The 16,604-nt window shown below is 53.2% G+C and carries 14 protein-coding genes; 9 read left to right on the top strand and 5 right to left on the bottom strand.

Annotated features, from left to right (window positions below; translation table 11 throughout):
• Window positions 1–164 precede the first annotated feature (164 nt).
• The 4 genes from AL479_RS15795 to AL479_RS15780 are packed head-to-tail and all read right to left on the bottom strand — an operon-like array spanning window position 165 to window position 6,371.
• Window positions 165–3,311, bottom strand: a complete 3,147-nt coding sequence (locus AL479_RS15795) for a CusA/CzcA family heavy metal efflux RND transporter (RefSeq protein ID WP_061076746.1) — start codon at window positions 3,309–3,311, stop codon at window positions 165–167.
• A gap of 11 nt (window positions 3,312–3,322) precedes the next feature.
• On the bottom strand, window positions 3,323–4,585 hold the full coding sequence (locus AL479_RS15790) for an efflux RND transporter periplasmic adaptor subunit (RefSeq protein ID WP_061076745.1): 1,263 nt from the start codon (window positions 4,583–4,585) through the stop codon (window positions 3,323–3,325).
• A gap of 32 nt (window positions 4,586–4,617) precedes the next feature.
• On the bottom strand, window positions 4,618–4,962 hold the full coding sequence (gene cusF, locus AL479_RS15785; RefSeq protein ID WP_061076744.1) for a cation efflux system protein CusF: 345 nt from the start codon (window positions 4,960–4,962) through the stop codon (window positions 4,618–4,620).
• 26 nt (window positions 4,963–4,988) lie between these two features.
• On the bottom strand, window positions 4,989–6,371 hold the full coding sequence (locus tag AL479_RS15780) for a Cu(I)/Ag(I) efflux RND transporter outer membrane protein (RefSeq protein WP_061076743.1): 1,383 nt from the start codon (window positions 6,369–6,371) through the stop codon (window positions 4,989–4,991).
• A 170-nt stretch (window positions 6,372–6,541) separates the two neighbouring features.
• On the opposite strand from AL479_RS15780, the gene cusR reads away from it, so the two are divergent.
• From cusR to AL479_RS15765, 3 genes are all read left to right on the top strand, one after another.
• Entirely contained in the window at window positions 6,542–7,225 is a 684-nt protein-coding gene (gene cusR, locus AL479_RS15775; protein WP_061076742.1) for a copper response regulator transcription factor CusR, read from the top strand.
• A complete protein-coding gene (locus AL479_RS15770; protein ID WP_061076741.1) occupies window positions 7,215–8,654 on the top strand; it encodes a Cu(+)/Ag(+) sensor histidine kinase in 1,440 nt (479 codons plus the stop codon). The genes cusR and AL479_RS15770 overlap by 11 nt, the downstream gene beginning before the upstream one ends.
• Before the next feature lie 557 nt (window positions 8,655–9,211).
• Entirely contained in the window at window positions 9,212–9,943 is a 732-nt protein-coding gene (locus tag AL479_RS15765) for a bactofilin family protein (protein WP_061076740.1), read from the top strand.
• A gap of 420 nt (window positions 9,944–10,363) precedes the next feature.
• Here AL479_RS15765 and AL479_RS15760 read toward each other — a convergent pair whose 3' ends face one another.
• Window positions 10,364–11,413 carry an alpha/beta hydrolase gene (locus AL479_RS15760; RefSeq protein ID WP_061076739.1) on the bottom strand — a complete coding sequence of 350 codons (1,050 nt, stop codon included), beginning with the start codon at window positions 11,411–11,413 and terminating at the stop codon, window positions 10,364–10,366.
• 233 nt (window positions 11,414–11,646) lie between these two features.
• On the opposite strand from AL479_RS15760, the gene AL479_RS15755 reads away from it, so the two are divergent.
• From AL479_RS15755 to AL479_RS15730, 6 genes are all read left to right on the top strand, one after another.
• Window positions 11,647–12,327, top strand: a complete 681-nt coding sequence (locus tag AL479_RS15755; RefSeq protein WP_061076738.1) for a heavy metal response regulator transcription factor — start codon at window positions 11,647–11,649, stop codon at window positions 12,325–12,327.
• Window positions 12,328–12,342: 15 nt separating this feature from the next.
• The gene (locus tag AL479_RS15750; RefSeq protein WP_061076737.1) at window positions 12,343–13,812 is read left to right on the top strand and encodes a heavy metal sensor histidine kinase; all 1,470 of its coding nucleotides are present in this window, start codon (window positions 12,343–12,345) and stop codon (window positions 13,810–13,812) included.
• 103 nt (window positions 13,813–13,915) lie between these two features.
• On the top strand, window positions 13,916–14,533 hold the full coding sequence (locus tag AL479_RS15745) for a flavodoxin (RefSeq protein WP_225851911.1): 618 nt from the start codon (window positions 13,916–13,918) through the stop codon (window positions 14,531–14,533).
• Between the two features lie 51 nt (window positions 14,534–14,584).
• Complete coding sequence (locus AL479_RS15740) at window positions 14,585–15,235, top strand: DUF4405 domain-containing protein (protein WP_061077991.1); 651 nt, start codon at window positions 14,585–14,587, stop codon at window positions 15,233–15,235.
• 104 nt (window positions 15,236–15,339) lie between these two features.
• Window positions 15,340–15,819 carry a cupin domain-containing protein gene (locus tag AL479_RS15735; RefSeq protein WP_061076735.1) on the top strand — a complete coding sequence of 160 codons (480 nt, stop codon included), beginning with the start codon at window positions 15,340–15,342 and terminating at the stop codon, window positions 15,817–15,819.
• Window positions 15,797–16,558, top strand: coding sequence for a carboxymuconolactone decarboxylase family protein (locus AL479_RS15730; RefSeq protein ID WP_061076734.1), 762 nt, complete (start codon window positions 15,797–15,799; stop codon window positions 16,556–16,558). Before AL479_RS15735 ends, AL479_RS15730 begins: the two co-directional genes overlap by 23 nt.
• The last annotated feature ends 46 nt before the right edge of the window (window positions 16,559–16,604 follow it).

The following is a 16,604-nucleotide window of genomic DNA, read 5'->3' as shown; positions in this document are numbered from 1 at the left end:
AGAGGGGACGAATGAACAATAACGGGAGATTCAGGAAGGGATAAATCTTATCATCAGAAAAAGCATTTTACAGTATTGCGGAATATGTCAGAAAGAATGAAAGACTTCCGTCAGAATGATTTTCTCCGGCCCGCTTCATTTCAGCAGGCCGGATGATAAAGGTGTTAACGTGATATTTTGCGGTGACGATGCATCCACATCAACTTATAAGCCGCGGGGATAATAAACAATGACAACAGCGGTGCCGTGATCATGCCACCGATCATGGGCGCTGCAATCCGGCTCATCACTTCCGAACCGGCCCCTGTCCCCCACAAAATCGGCAGAAGACCGGCAATGATCACCGCCACGGTCATCGCTTTGGGTCGTACCCGTAGCACCGCCCCGTGATACAGCGCGTCATCCAGTTTCTCTGCGCTGAACGTCTGCGGGTTGTCCAGTGAAGGATCGGCCTCAATGGCATGGCGCAGGTACATCAACATAACCACGCCAAACTCTGCGGCGACCCCCGCCAGCGCGATAAACCCGGTTCCTGTCGCCACCGACAGATGGAACCCCATCCAGTAGAGGAACCAAATTCCGCCCACCAGCGCAAACGGCACGCTGGTGATGATCAGCAGCGCTTCTCCGACCCGGCGGAACGCCAGATACAGCAGGACGAAGATGATCATCAGCGTCATGGGCACCATCAGCTTCAGCTTATGGTTCGCCCGCTCCAGCAACTCAAACTGACCAGAAAACGCGACGCTGGTACCGGGCTTCAACTGGACGTTATCGGCAATCGCCTTTTTCAGATCGTTGACGACAGAGACCATATCCCTGTCGCGCGCATCAATGTAGATCCAACTGGTAGGCCGCGCGTTCTCCGTTTTTAGCATCGAGGGCCCCGGCGCGATGTTGATTGTGGCCACATCCCCTAGTGTAATTTGTTGCTTCATCGGCGTCAGGATCGGTAACTGGCGCAGCGCCTGTGGGCTGTCCCGGAAGCTCTGCGGATAACGCAGATTGATCGGATAACGGGCAATCCCCTCAACGGTCTCCCCGACCATCGCCCCACCGACGGCAGAGGTAATAAACAACTGTACGTCACCTACCGTCATGCCGTAGCGGGCTGCTTTCTCACGGTTAATATCGATGTTGAGATAGCGGCCGCCTTGCAAACGCTCAGCGAGCGCGGACGTCACACCGGGAACGGTTCGGGCGACTTCTTCAATCTGCTCAGCCATCGCATCGATATCAGCCAGTACGTTACCAGAAACTTTAATCCCAATCGGACTCTTAATCCCGGTAGAGAGCATATCAATACGGTTACGAATCGGCGGCACCCACAGGTTTGCCAGCCCCGGCAGACGAACGGTGTTGTCCAGTTCCTCGATGATTTTGTCCATCGTCATCCCCGGACGCCACTGATCCTGCGGTTTGAGCTGAATCGTGGTTTCCACCATCTCCAGCGGCGCCGAATCCGTGGCGGTCTCCGCTTTCCCGGTTTTGCCAAAGACTCTGGCGACTTCCGGTACGGTCATGATCAGCTTATCGGTTTTCTGTAACATACTTGCTGCTTCTGCCGCCGAAATCCCCGGCAGCGTGGACGGCATGTACAACAGATCGCCTTCGTTAATCTGCGGTAAGAACTCGCCCCCCACTTTACTCAGCGGCCAGGCAACCGTCAGGATCGAGAGCACCGCCACCAGCAGCGTGGTTTTCGGCCAGTGCAATACTTTCAGCAATAGCGGATGGTAAATACGGATCAAAAAGCGGTTAAGCGGGTTGCTGCTTTCCGCCGGAATTTTCCCGCGGATCCACAGCCCCATCAGGATCGGGATCACCACGATCGCCAGAAAAGCCGCCCCCGCCATCGCATACGTCTTGGTGAACGCCAGCGGCCCGAACAGGCGTCCTTCCTGCCCTTCCAGGGTAAAGATGGGAATAAATGAGAGCGTGATGATCAGCAAACTGATGAACAGCGCCGGACCGACCTCCACTGACGCATTGGTGATCACCTTCCAGCGCGTTTCGTTATCAAGCGCTTCGCCCGGATGCTGGTGTTCCCACTCTTCCAGCCGTTTATGCGCATTTTCGATCATCACAATGGCGGCATCCACCATCGCTCCCACGGCGATGGCGATCCCGCCAAGCGACATAATGTTGGCGTTCAGCCCCTGGAAATGCATCACGATAAAGGCGATACACAACCCCAGCGGCAGCGAGATGATCGCCACCAGCGCGGAACGCACGTGCCAGAGAAACAGCGCGCAGACCAGTGCCACGACGATAAACTCTTCCAGTAGCTTATAGCTGAGGTTATCGATGGCACGGTCAATCAACTGACTGCGATCGTAGGTGGTCACCACCTCCACGCCTTCCGGCAGACTACTTTTCAGCGTCTCGAGTTTATTTTTAACCGCCGAGATCACCTCACGCGCGTTTTTACCGGAGCGCAATATAACCACCCCGCCAGCCACTTCGCCATCCCCGTTGAGTTCGGCAATCCCCCGGCGCATTTCCGGGCCGATCTGCACTCGCGCCACATCCCGCAGGTATACGGGTACACCGTTTTCCCCTGACTTCAGGACGATATTATTGAAGTCATCCAGCGTTTGCAGATACCCGCTGGCGCGGACCATGTATTCTGCTTCCGAGAGTTCCACCGATGAGCCGCCCGCCTCCTGGTTAGAGGCATCCAGCGCCCCTTTCACCTCCGACAGATTGATGCCGTACTGAGCGAGTTTCATCGGGTCGATCACCACCTGATACTCTTTCACCACGCCGCCCACGGAGGCCACTTCCGACACATTCGGGATGGTTTTTAACTCATATTTCAGAAACCAGTCCTGCAACGAACGCAGTTCCGCCAGGTCGTGCTTACCGCTGCGATCGACCAACGCATACTCGAAGATCCAGCCCACGCCGGTCGCGTCCGGGCCCATTTCCGCGCTGACGCCCGCCGGGAGCTTACCCTGCACCTGGTTGAGATATTCCAGCACGCGAGAACGTGCCCAGTATGGATCGGTGCCATCTTCAAAAATGACATAGACATACGAGTCGCCAAACTGCGAGAAGCCGCGCACCGTCTTCGCGCCGGGTACGGACAGCATGGTGGTGGTCAGCGGATAGGTCACCTGATTCTCGACAATCTGCGGTGCCTGCCCCGGGTAGCTGGTTTTGACGATCACCTGCACGTCGGACAGATCGGGCAGCGCATCCACCGGCGTGTTAACGATGGTCCAGGTCCCCCAGACGCTGAGAAAGAGCGCGCCAATGATCACCAGAAAGCGGTTGGCGACCGAGCGGCGAATAATCCATTCAATCATCTGCGTTCTCCTCAGTGCGCATGGGCCGCATGATCGGGCGACGCTGGTGGTTGCTGGGCGCGCATCCGATCCAACGCCCCCGAAATGTTGGCTTCTGAATCAATCAGGAACAGGCCGCTGGCAACCACCTTCTCACCTTCAGCCAGCCCGGAACGGATCGCCGTTACCCCTTGTGAGGCCTGGAAAACAGAGACGGGTTTAGGGACAAAACGCCCTTCACCGTCCACGGTGATCACCCGCTGCTCGTTGCCGGTATCGATCAGCGCTTTAGACGGGATCAGCAACATCGGCTCACTTTGCGTTTTCAGATTGAGATAAGCGTTCATCCCCGGTTTCAGCGCTTCATCGGGGTTATCGACTTCCAGGCGCAGTTGCAACGTTCGGGTGGTGGCATCGGCGCTGGGCAGCAGCGTCCACTTGCGGAAGGTGAAGGACTTGTCCGGACGCGCCGGAACGGTCAGCGAAAATGGCGACGCGTCTTTAATCAGCCACGCGATGGATTCAGGCACCGCGGCGGTTACCCACACCGGATCCATCCCCTGAATTTTCGCTACCACGTTATCTTTGGCGATGTTCATGCCAGCGCGTAAATCAAAGGCGGTAATCACCCCGTCAATGGGTGCCGTAAGGGTAAAGCGGGTCTGAATTTTGCGCGTTGCGGTCAAACGCCGAATATCCGCTTCCGGCATTCCGGCCAGCCGCAGTCGCTCCAGAATCCCCTCAACCTGAGTTGCCGTGCCGCCAGTCTCTTTGAGCAGCAGATATTCACTCTGCGCTTCTACCCAGTCAGGGATCGTGAGTTCGAGCAGCGGTGCGCCTTTTTTTACCTTATCACCCACGGTGAGCGGCCAGACTTTCTCGACAAATCCGGCGGCCCGTGCCTGCATAATGACAAACTGATACTCGTTGTAACTGACGTTGGCCGGAAACGTCTGGGCAAAGGTGAGAGGACCTCGGCGCACGGCCTCGGTTTTCACACCGAGATTTTGCGTTTGCGTTGGATCGATACGGACGCCCGGCGCAGCGGCGCTGGCAGACTCTTCATCGGCATATTTCGGCACCAGATCCATATCCATAAAGGGCGATTTGCCGGGTTTATCGAAGCGAGTATTCGGGTACATCGGGTCGTACCAGAATAGCACCTTGCGGGCTTCTTTTTCCGTGGCAGGCGGTGTATTCGCCGACGGGTGCGTAGCGGCGAAATACGCGTAGCCGCCTACGGCGATAATGCCGCCCGCCATCATGCTACCGATAATCAGCGCGATATTTTTCATGAGGTCATGCTCAACGTTAAAATAAGAGAGAATTACTGGCTTTTAATATCCTGTAATAAAGAGAGGTTGCCCTGCTGGATAAACGTAAACGCCACGTTGTCGCCGGGTTTAATATCGTTGAGCTGCGTTTGTGGTGTGATGGTAAAACGCATGGTCATTGCCGGCCAGTTCAGCGCGGGGATCGGGCCATGTTCAATGGTGACTTTTTTGCTTTCCGTATCAACGCCTTTTACCACGCCAGTGGCGCTGATCGCCGGGCTTTGTTCGGCAGCAGGCATGGCGCTCATCATATCGGCGTGATGGTGTTCATTGGCCTGAGCATTCATTGCCAGCGTTGAGAAAATCGCGAATGCCGCCGCTTTACATACTGTGTTCATGTCAATCTCCTGTGATGTCTTTAGATTTATTCCAGCCAACCGCCGCCAAGCGCGGTATAGAGCGTAATTTCGTTAACCTGTCGGGCGTAATTAAGGTCAAGCAGGGTTTGTTGCGTCGCAAATAGCGAACGTTCGGCGTCCAGCACTTCGATATAGCTCACCGCACCGTTGCGATAGAGCGCTCTGGCACGCTGAAGAGTGATTTGTAGCGAGGTCAGGTAACGCTGCTGACCGCGAATCTGATCGGTAAGGCTCTGGCGTAGCGCCAGCGCGTCGGCAACCTCTTTGAACGCGTTCTGGATCTTCTGCTCATAATTGACCACCGACTGCTGCTGGCGGATTTCAGCCAGATCGAGGTTGGCCTGATTACGTCCGGCGTTGAAGATCGGTAACTCCACTTTCGGAATGAAATTCCACATCCCGCTTGCCGCCGAAAACAGACTGGAGAGATCGCTGCTGCTGCCGGAGATCCCGCTGGTCAGCGTGATGGAGGGGAAAAATGCCGCCCGCGCCGCGCCGATATTGGCGTTTGCCGCCATCAGCGCATGTTCGGCTTCCATGATGTCCGGGCGCTGCAACAGGATTTGCGATGAGAGCGATGGCGGTAACGTCACGCCGTTGATATCACCGACGTCCTGTCGCGTGTCATCCGGCAGCTTGCCGTAGCTCCCCAGCAATAGCTGTAGCGCGTTAGTCGCCTGCGCCAGTTCCCCCTGACGTTTCGCGATATCACTGCGGGTACTTTCAATCACGCCGCGCGCCTGTTCCAGCGCCAGCACGTTGGTACTGCCGGTGACCAGTTGTTTTTCCACCAGCGCATATGCGCGCTCATAGTTGCTCAGCGTTTCTTGCGCCACCTGAAGCTGGGCTGAGGCCAGACGCTGATTGAACCAGCTCTGCGCCACGTTGGACACCAGCAGAATATGCACTGCCCGACGCGCCTCTTCGCTGGCGAAAAAGTTCTGTCGATCGGCTTCGCTCATGTTTTTCAACCGGCCAAAGAAATCCAGATCAACGCTCAGGTTCAGCCCGGCCTCATATTCACGCGTACTGCGGGTGTCACCTTTAAGTTTTCCACTCCAGTTTCCGCTGCTTTCTGCGTTCAGTTGCGGATAGCGATCGGCATCAGTCACCCGATATTGCGCCCTCGCCTCCTGCACTTTCAGCGTCGCCATGCGTAAATCGCGATTGTTGCGCAGTGCCTCGTCAATCAGCGCTTTCACCTGCGGATCGACAAAAAACTGCCGCCAGCCGCTGTCCTGATAGCCTGTCGGTGATGTCACCAGTTGGTTCTGACTGAGAGAAAACTGCTGCGGCACCGGAAGCGCCGGGCGCTGATAGTCCGGGGCGAGTGAGCATCCTGCCAGCAGTAACGCCATTGAGAGCGTGAGAAGCTTAAAATTACGCATAAGCCTGATTTTCATGTGGGTTGATATCAGCAACTTTACCTGGCGCTCTCTGATCGACCCGTGACAGCAAAATGACAAAGCTGTCATTTTCCCAGAATGCGATTGCTATCCGATCTGGCTTCTCTAGAATTGAGTGGCCCCATGACATTCGCGTGGTGAAGGAGGACGTATTGAAGATTTTGATTGTCGAAGATGAGAAAAAAACCGGTGAATACCTGACCAAAGGGCTGACGGAAGCGGGCTTTGTTGTCGATCTTGCCGACAACGGTCTGAACGGCTATCACCTGGCGATGACCGGCGATTATGACCTGCTCATCCTTGACATCATGCTGCCCGACGTCAACGGCTGGGATATTGTCCGGATGCTACGTGCCGCGAATAAGGGCATGCCGATTCTGCTGCTTACCGCACTGGGAACGATTGAACATCGGGTGAAAGGGCTGGAGTTAGGGGCGGATGATTATCTGGTTAAGCCATTTGCCTTTGCCGAACTGCTGGCGCGCGTCAGAACGCTGCTACGCCGGGGGGCGGCGGTGATTGTCGAAAGCCAGTTTCAGGTGGCCGATCTGATTGTTGACCTGGTGAGCCGCAAAGTGAGTCGTAGCGGCACCCGCATCACACTCACCAGCAAAGAATTTACCCTGCTGGAGTTTTTCTTACGCCACCAGGGGGAAGTTTTGCCCCGCTCGCTGATTGCCTCTCAGGTGTGGGACATGAATTTTGACAGCGATACCAACGCCATCGACGTGGCCGTGAAGCGCCTGCGCGGCAAAATTGATAACGACTTTGAGCCTAAGCTGATTCAGACCGTGCGTGGCGTGGGATATGTGCTTGAGGTGCCGGATGGTCAGTAAGCGGTTATCCCGCCCTTTTTCGCTGGCGACGCGCCTGACCTTTTTTATCAGCCTCGCGACCATTGCCTCCTTTTTTGCCTTTGCCTGGATCATGATTCAGTCGGTCAGAGTGCATTTTGCCGAACAAGACATCAACGATTTAACTGAAATCAGCGCCACCCTCGAACGTATCCTTGGCCCCTCCGACGAGCCGGAATCCCGCCGTCTGGAGATCCTGAAAAACGTGGTGGCCGGCTACTCAAACGTCATTATTTCGCTGGAAGATGCTAACCAGCAGGCGCTTTTTCATTCCCCTCATATGCCGGATATCCGCCAGTTTCTTGCCCATGCCACGGTGGATAAAACCGTTCCGGGCGGCAACGTCTATTTGATTAACGGTCCGTCGATGCAGATGGCAGGGCACGGCACCCATTCCAGTTGGCGCATGATCCGCCTGCCGGTCGGGCCGCTGGTAGACGGTAAACCGGCCTATACCCTGTATCTGGCGCTGTCGATCGATTTTCACCTGCATTACATTAACGATCTGAAAAACAAGCTGATCATGACCGCCTCGATCATCAGCATGTTGATCATTTTTATCGTGCTGTTTGCCGTTTATAAAGGCCACGAACCGATCCGTAGCGTCAGCCGACAGATACAAAATATCACCTCGAAAGATCTCGACGTACGTCTGGATCCCCGGTCGGTGCCTATTGAACTGGAACGGCTGGTGCTCTCGTTTAATCACATGATCGAGCGTATCGAAGACGTTTTTACCCGCCAGTCCAATTTTTCTGCTGATATTGCCCATGAGATCCGTACCCCTATCACCAACCTGGTGACGCAAACGGAAATTGTCCTCAGCCAGCCCCGTAGCCAGAAGGAGCTGGAAGAAGTGCTCTATTCCAACCTCGAAGAATTTAGCCATATGGCGAAAATGGTCAGCGATATGCTGTTTCTGGCGCAGGCCGATAACAACCAGCTGATCCCGGAGAAAAAAGCGATCAATCTGGCGGATGAAGTCAGTAAAGTGTTCGACTTTTTTGAGGCGCTGGCGGAAGAACGGGAAGTCGGATTGCATTTTGAAGGGCGTCCATGTCTGGTTTCCGGCGATCCCGGGATGCTGCGCCGGGCGATCAGCAATCTCCTCTCCAACGCGATGCGCTACACACCATCGGGCCAGACCATTACCGTCCGCCTGACAGAGGCGGACGAACAGGTGCACATCATCATTGAAAACCCGGGAACGCTCATCCCTGCCGAACATTTACCACGGTTGTTTGATCGCTTTTATCGCGTGGATCCGTCCCGCCAGCGCAAAGGCGAAGGTAGCGGCATCGGACTGGCGATCGTGAAATCGATTGTGACTGCACACCACGGAAAAGTGTCGGTGACTTCGGATGCGAACGTGACCCGGTTTACCTTGAGTTTGCCGAAAGAGCAGGCCTGACTGGCCTGCTCCCCGTGCCGTAGCCTCCCTCCTCAGCACCGCCAGCACTAAGATTCATCCTAAAAAAAACAGCGGCTTATCTTGACTGATTTTTCATCGATACATCTTTTTAACATTTATATTACTTTCTGCGCTCCGCCAGTCCACTTCTGTGACAACATGGTTGACCGTCAATCTTCTCTCTTCTGTCCGATAACGCCTTGCCCGCTATCGGATAAACACTCTCTGTCCATGCCGATCCTCATCGCCAAAAATTCAAACTACTGCACAAAATTCATCACCAAAAGGGAATAAAAATCCGAAAAATTGACCCTCTATACATTCTGAAACATCGCAGAAAAATTATCTCAGACGTTGCAATGAGCAATCAGGAGCTTTTCAGCCACTCCTTTCACCTTCACCATTGTTAATATAGCGTTGATATTTTTTAAAAGGTTTAATTATTACAAGCAGAATAAAGCATGGTTTATTTTTTATTGTGAAATAAGTCTCTGACTGATACCGTAAAAATACACACTAACAGTTATAAATATAAACAGGAGATGACATAAAAGCTTATGCAATATAACCTCCTGTGGTTGGTTTGGGGGCTTTGGATTTACCTCATCATCCATTACGGCGTAGGGGATCAACATTTTTACATCACGTTGAAGTCTCGATGGAAGATTGTTGCCGCAATTATTTTAAGCTGTGGTTTAATTTATGCTGTTTACTTACTTTCATCATCGACGGGGATCCGCACCATGTTTAAACGTAAAGGGCAAAACACGACTTTTGCTGATACCAACGCAGATATTAACATTGCATCATCGCTTAATTCTTCCCAGGTCTCCTACCTCGGTGACGATGTAGAAATCACGGTAAAACCTTCGCATAGTGCACAGACGGAACCCTCCGTTGCTGTTATTCCTGAAACCTGCATTATTAAGGGTGAACTGAACTCTACCAGTGACATTCACGTCAATGGTCGTATTGACGGTATTATTCGCTCAGAGAAGACGGTCCACATTTTAAAAAGCGGACACGTTGAAGGTGATATTATTGCTTACGCTATCGCCATTGATGGCGTGCTGAATGGCAACTGTATTGGTGGCGAAGTCAGTATTAATGCGCAGGGTATTGTGAATGGTCAGGTGAAAAGTGATTCGCTGGCCATTCACAAAAATGGCCGTTTCTATGGCAACTCACTACCACGTGAGGATGAAGAAGAACATGAAAATGCGTTTATTTCTGCAATGGAATCAGTGAAAGAAAACACGGTCGATATTTCAGACTTTTATAGAGAGTAATGTATTTATCGACATGCCGGATGCTGGCGATGATCATCGTCGCCGCATTATGGCAAAGAGCTGCCTGGTTGCTGATCCAGGCCAACGGTTGCCGTAATGCTGGACATTGCAGAAAAATAAGAGATGGAAGAAAGGCTCTTGCGAACACATTTGCTTCTCCGCCTGAACGTAATGTGAAGCGATCGATTCACTCTCTCCCGATCCATCCTGACACCTCAGACTCATCGTTATCATTCCCTGCATCAGATTAGGTCTATGAATTTCATTCATAGCGCCTATTTAAATAGCGTAATTATCTTTAACCGCAACTTCGTTAATCTGGGTACATCACGTGACGATACGCCGCGAAAGGCAGCGGAAAGTGGCGACAGCTGATGGACACACCCCAGCCTGCGCGGCTGGGGCGTCATCGGAGGCTAACTAAATATTCTTATCGAAGAAGACGTCTAACTTTTGCAAAGCCTCATCAACGTATTTTGGCACCCAATAGGTCTCGATATGGGTAGCGCCTTCGATCAGGAAGAGTTCTTTGTCCTTCGTACCGGTGGCCTTCGCGAACGCATCTTCAGTCATATAGAGCGTATCCGCTTTTGTACCGGCAATCATCAGCAGCGGTTTATTGATGAGATTGATATGGTCCGTTACGTCAAAGCTCATAAAATCCAGCAGACTGCTGGTGGTGTATTTGAACGTGGAGTTCGGGTGGGCGTGGGTTTTCCAGTAGTACTCGTAGCCCTGGCGATACAAGGCAAAAGGTAATTTAGCAATCTGTTCATCAGTCAGGTTGGCATCGCCGGAGTAAAGCACTTCTCCTCCGGCGGCTTCCTGAGCACGTGCATCCGAAGCCTGCTGAAGACGCTGCTGGATAGTATCCAGCTGTGAATCCTGCATGCCGTTGCGGCGCACAAGGCCTGAATTAAACATGCTGATGGTTGCTATCGATTTAAACCGTTTGTCTGTTTCGGCCGCAACCAGCGAATACCCGCCGCCGCCGCAAATACCCAGCAGGCCAAGGCGGGCGGTATCGACGCCAGGATACTGACTGATGTAGTCAGCCATGCCATGGATATCCTCAATGCGATTAGCGGGTTTATCCACGCTGCGCGGCATCCCACCGCTGGCGCCCTGATACGCCGCATCGGCGGTAATCGTAATGTAGCCCTGCTCGGCGAGGCGCTGGGCATACAGCCCGGCAACCTGTTCTTTTACGCCGCCATTAGGATGCGCGACCACCACCGCAGGGTATTTTTTGGCGGGATCGTAGTTAGCAGGGGTATAGACATTCGCCGCAATCTGGATGCCCTGCAGATCGTATTTCACAGGATGAATATTGACCTTGCCTTTGACGTTTTCGGTGATGGCTTCGTCATAGACGAGTGTGAATGGATTTTTTTTGTAATCAGCCGCATTGACTGAGGTCACCCCAGCCATTGCCGTGAGTAGCATTGCACTAATAAGCGTGAATTTCATGGTCTCTCCCGATGCGTTTCGGCCTGGTTATACAGGCTCGCGGAATCAAATTTGCAGGCTCAGAGTAGGCGGAGAGGGCTGTCAGCATCGTGACGGGGAAATAACATTTTTGTCAGTTTACGCCGCATCCCTAACTGACCGAATTGTCAGGAAAATGTCAGCTAGCCGTTGGTAACGAATGCCTATTATTACCCTCAACAGCATACGAATGGATAACCGAAGAAGGAAACAGGATGAGGCTGCTATTGGTCGAAGATGAAGAAAAAACGTCAACCTATCTCAACCGTGCGTTGAGCGAGTCCGGATTTACGGTAGATGTCTCTGCAGACGGCGCTGAAGGTCTTCATTACGCGCTGGAGTTCGACTACGACGCGATAATCCTTGATGTGATGCTGCCGGGGATGGATGGTTACCGGGTACTTGAGGGTGTGCGAGCAGCCAAACAGACGCCGGTGCTGATGCTTTCGGCTCGCGGCTCGGTCGATGAACGCGTTAAAGGGCTTCGCCTTGGCGCAGATGATTACCTCCCCAAGCCCTTCTCGCTGATTGAGCTGGTGGCGCGTATTCAGGCACTGGTACGTCGCCGCGCTACGGATGGCGCAGATATCACCCAGCTGCAAATTCACGATCTGCATCTCGACTTACTGGCTCGCCGCGTATTTCGTGGCGGAACACGGCTGGAACTGACCGCGAAAGAGTTTTCCCTGTTGAGCCTTCTGGCCCGGCATCAGGGAGAGATACTGTCAAAAATGATGATTGCGGAGCAGATATGGGACATGAATTTTGACAGCGATGCCAACGTGGTTGAAGTCGCCATTAAACGCCTGCGAGCCAAAGTGGATGCGCCTTTCGATATCAAACTGCTGCATACCGTTCGTGGCATGGGGTATGTCCTCGAAGTCCGGTCCGAATAAATGAAGGGGATAAGCATGCCTGAGCGTTCCATTTCCGTTCATCTGGCGCTGATGTTTGCCTTATCCGCGCTGCTGATTGTGTCCGTCATCGGTATCCTGCTCAGAAGCTCTTTGCATGACTCTTTGCAAAAGCAGATGCACAACGAGCTTTTATTCCGGGAATCATTAATGAGCCCGTGGATCACCGCACGCACCTCGGCTGACGACTGGTCGACGTTGGCCAATAAATTCACCGTATTAACCAATTCTGAAGGTGAACGCGTTCGCTACTGGATAGTGAGCGATAACCCACGCTTTAGCATGGGAGGAACACCACCGGTGGGTGTTCAGTGGTCTTCTTTACAGGAAGGCTTTAATAAAGTGCCCGGCGCATCGGAAGGTGCCTGCTCGCTGTTTCTGTTAGTGAAAACGATCCCCGCCAACGGTGACAGGCCTGAGCTGCGCTATATTGTTGCCATCGACTCCACGCCGTACATGGGCACACTGAATGCCTTCACCCGGACGCTGCTCATCATAGCCGCACTGGGCGTCGTGATTGTCGCCTTGCTGGGATACATCGTATCAAGGATCGGTCTTCGCCCCGTTGGCGCACTCAGTAAAGAGGCCGAGCATCTTGCACCGGGAGACCATGGTCAGCGCCTGAATACCCGCGCGTTGCCCGAAGAACTGCAGCAACTGGCGTCATCATTTAATGGTGTGTTAGAACGTCAGGAAATCGCCTGGCGTCAGCTTGACAGCTTTAACGCCGATGTTGCGCATGAACTCCGTACCCCGCTGACCAACCTTATCGGCCAGACGCAACTGGGTCTCTCGCGCCGACGTTCGCATGAGGAACTGGAAGAATTATTGGGTTCCAATCTGGAAGAACTGGAACGCATGACGTCTATCGTTAACGACATGCTGTTCCTGTCCCATGCCCACGCGGGTGAACATGCCTCCCAGCTGACTAAGGTGTCCCTGCGAGAAGAAACCCTGAAAACAGCCGAGTATGTTGAACCCTCATTTGCGGAAAAACAGCTTTCTCTGGATGTTGAAGGAGATGTGACCGCGCACATCGATCGGCGACTGTTCCACCGCTCGCTGGCTAATTTACTGGAAAACAGCGCAAGGCATTCGCCGTCCAATAGCACGGTTACAGTGCGCTTAAGCGAAAAAGGTCATCAGGCCTGTGTTGAAGTGTCAAATCCGGGCGATCCGATAGCACCAGAACACTTACACCGACTTTTCGAGCGGTTCTATCGCGTTGACACCTCCCGGGCGAGAAGTGATACCCACCATGGGCTGGGCCTGTCGATCGTCCGCGCCGTCGCCATTATGCACCGGGGAGATGTCTTTGCCCGGAGCGAGAACGGTATCAATACCTTTGGGCTGACGCTTGCCAAACAGCCTGATGCAATCCGTACAGAAAGAGTGATATCGGAGACAAAATCGGGACACCAACGCGCTAAGCCTGCTGACAAAATTGTCAGAGAGCCGTCAGTCTGATGTCAGGCTACCTGCGCCAGAATCTCAGCCAGGACTCACCACTGCTGATTAAAGGGAGGAAACAGTGAGAATAAAAAAACTAGTTAGCGGTTTTCTGGCGATGATGGTCATGGGGTTTTTAGGGCAACCCGCGTTCGCATCAGAGGATTCAACCGTACAATCCCGCACGCTGATTATCTGGTTTTCCCAGCCCGAGGAAATGAAGCCCGATGCCGTGGATGGTTTTTCCGGGGCCAGCGTATTACAAAAAAATATGCCAGAGACCGGTAGCACGCAGTTTATCGCACAACTGATTCAGAAGCAGACTCACGGCGACCTGTTTCGCATTGAAACCGCTACCCCCTACCCTCGCCAGCATGATGCACTGTTACGCGTTGCCGAAAAGGAACAGCAAACTAACGCCAGGCCCTCACTCAAAACGCCGCTCCCCGATCTCAGCAATTACGACACCATTTACGTTGGCTATCCCATCTGGTGGTACACCATGCCAATGGTGATATATAGCCTTTTTGAGCAAAATGACTTTGCCGGTAAAACGGTCATTCCCTTTACCACCCATGGCGGCAGCCGGTTAGCTGACTCCCTGCGACAAATAGCCCGTATGCAGCCGCAGGCCAGGTTAGTCACTCGTGCGCTCTCGATCTCGCGCAATGATATTTCAGGCCCTGACGTACCCGCGCAGGTTGAGCAATGGGTAAAACAAGTCCAGCCACAGCGTTAACCCATCGACATGAAGAAAATTTATATTTTCCAGGTCATGCAGGATACGCTGATGACGTTACTTCTGCTGGTACTGATGGGATTTCACCTTCACGGTGAAATCGTACATGAATGGGCGGGGATTATTTTTACGCTGCTCATCATGTTGCATTTATACCTTAACCGACATCGACTATGGTTACTGTCACCGACTATTCCGTTAACGATGCAGAGAGTGAACAGGGTCATTAACGCAGTGACATTCGTTGTCATCCTGACCGCGATTATCTCTGGCATGATGCTGTCCCGACATATTCTTCTGGCGCTGCCGTTCCACAACCCGGCGAACTGGGTCAGAAAAGTACACATGACGTCGGTCCACTGGGGAATGCTCATTCTGGCGCTGCATATCGGGTTGCACTGGAAAATGCTGGCCACGTTTTTTTGCCGAGTCCTGAACATCTCCGGCAGCTCACACGTTGCAAATATCATTATGCCTGGTGTTTTTTCACTCATCGCACTACTGGGATTGTACGGATTACTGAGCCAGGACTATCTCGATTATTTGCTGATGAAGGTCGATTTCTCCTTTTTCGATTACGATGAATCTGCCCTTCTTTTTTATTTCCGCTACCTGGCCATTATTGTTTTATTTGCCTTAATGACGCGCTTTTTGCTTTGGTCTTTTATTTTTAGAAAATGCAAAGCAATGTCACCCCAATAGGGGTTAACTGACAGAATTGTCAGGCTGGCGTCAGTCTGACGACATGTCACCCTGATTAGAATCATTGCAGACCCTCCCCATCATCGTAGATAAGGACGCTTTGCATGATCAGACATTTACGTTACCTCGGGCTGTTACTGCCCCTCGTCACATTTTCATCCTGGGCAGCGGAACAAAATCCCCCTGTCCATATCGCCCCCGCAGGAAGTCAGAACGCGGTGGATGGGCCAGCCGAGAACTTTACCGGTCGCGTCCGGGTTGATCCTCTCTTCAGGCCGGATAACGACATCCCTGTTTCCGGGGCTTATGTCACCTTTGAACCGGGTGCTCGTTCCGCCTGGCATACGCATCCGGCAGGTCAGCGGCTGATTGTGACCTCGGGTGTTGGGCTCACCCAACAAGAAGGGCAGCCGGTGCAGGTCATCCGCGCTGGCGATGTTGTTTCTTGTCCGGCGGGCGTCAAACACTGGCACGGGGCGGCGCCTGGCAGCGCGATGACGCATCTGGCGATAACCGGGATTGTGGATGGCAAAAGCGTTAACTGGATGGAGAAAGTGACAGATGAACAATACCACGCCCATTAAAGCATTAGCGGCAGCAGTAGTGCTGACCATTGGTTCTGGTCTCGCCGCACATGCTGCGCCCGTCAACAAAGGAGCCTCAGAAATGAACCACGAACAAACGGTTTCAGATACGCTGTCAGCCCGCCAACAGGCCATCCCGTTGATTGCCGCATCGATGGCCAGCAGTCAGATGGATAAGCTGAATACTACGCTTAATCAGGGGCTGGATGCCGGACTCACGGTAAACGAAACCAAAGAGATTCTCGTCCAGCTTTATGCCTATACGGGCTTCCCCCGTAGCCTGAATGCGCTTAATGAACTGATGAAGGTCGTCGAAGCACGTAAACAACGTGGCATCGAAGACGTTGAGGGTAAAGAACCGGTTGCCCCGGTCCCTGTCGGGGATGAGCTTCGCCGTGTCGGTACCGCAAACCAGACAAAAATCTCAGGCGCTCCCGTCCAGGGCCCGCTGTTTGATTTTTCCCCGGTCATTAATCAGTTCCTGCAAGCGCATCTTTTTGGCGACATTTTCGCCCGCGATAACCTCGACTGGCAAAGCCGCGAGCTGGCAACGGTTGGCGCATTAGCGGCCACGCCGGGCGTCGAATCACAACTGCTGTCGCATACCCGAGCCAGCATGCGGGTCGGCCTGACGGCAGCGCAGCTGCGCCAGCTGGCACAGGTTCTGCGTGAACATGGCGAAAGTGATGCAGCAACGCGCGCTGAAAAGGCGTTGCAGCAGGCGCTCGACAGCAAATAAGGTAAGTTGGTCAGAGACGATACGCGGCTAATCGTGCGCATTCATG

It is taken from the genome of Citrobacter amalonaticus (assembly GCF_001559075.2).
GTDB lineage: Bacteria > Pseudomonadota > Gammaproteobacteria > Enterobacterales > Enterobacteriaceae > Citrobacter_A > Citrobacter_A amalonaticus_F.
Note: the sequence above shows the minus strand (reverse complement) of the source record. Positions and strands in the feature narration are given on the sequence as shown.

Bases quoted from the DNA above. Each gene is read 5' to 3' on its own strand.
- AL479_RS15795 (WP_061076746.1), bottom strand. From the start codon at position 3,311: ATGATTGAATGGATTATTCGCCGCTCGGTCGCCAACCGCTTTCTGGTG.
- AL479_RS15790 (WP_061076745.1), bottom strand. From the start codon at position 4,585: ATGAAAAATATCGCGCTGATTATCGGTAGCATGATGGCGGGCGGCATT.
- cusF (WP_061076744.1), bottom strand. From the start codon at position 4,962: ATGAACACAGTATGTAAAGCGGCGGCATTCGCGATTTTCTCAACGCTG.
- AL479_RS15780 (WP_061076743.1), bottom strand. From the start codon at position 6,371: ATGCGTAATTTTAAGCTTCTCACGCTCTCAATGGCGTTACTGCTGGCA.
- AL479_RS15770 (WP_061076741.1), top strand. From the start codon at position 7,215: ATGGTCAGTAAGCGGTTATCCCGCCCTTTTTCGCTGGCGACGCGCCTG.
- AL479_RS15765 (WP_061076740.1), top strand. From the start codon at position 9,212: ATGCAATATAACCTCCTGTGGTTGGTTTGGGGGCTTTGGATTTACCTC.
- AL479_RS15760 (WP_061076739.1), bottom strand. From the start codon at position 11,413: ATGAAATTCACGCTTATTAGTGCAATGCTACTCACGGCAATGGCTGGG.
- AL479_RS15755 (WP_061076738.1), top strand. From the start codon at position 11,647: ATGAGGCTGCTATTGGTCGAAGATGAAGAAAAAACGTCAACCTATCTC.
- AL479_RS15750 (WP_061076737.1), top strand. From the start codon at position 12,343: ATGCCTGAGCGTTCCATTTCCGTTCATCTGGCGCTGATGTTTGCCTTA.
- AL479_RS15745 (WP_225851911.1), top strand. From the start codon at position 13,916: ATGGTCATGGGGTTTTTAGGGCAACCCGCGTTCGCATCAGAGGATTCA.
- AL479_RS15740 (WP_061077991.1), top strand. From the start codon at position 14,585: ATGACGTTACTTCTGCTGGTACTGATGGGATTTCACCTTCACGGTGAA.
- AL479_RS15735 (WP_061076735.1), top strand. From the start codon at position 15,340: ATGATCAGACATTTACGTTACCTCGGGCTGTTACTGCCCCTCGTCACA.
- AL479_RS15730 (WP_061076734.1), top strand. From the start codon at position 15,797: ATGAACAATACCACGCCCATTAAAGCATTAGCGGCAGCAGTAGTGCTG.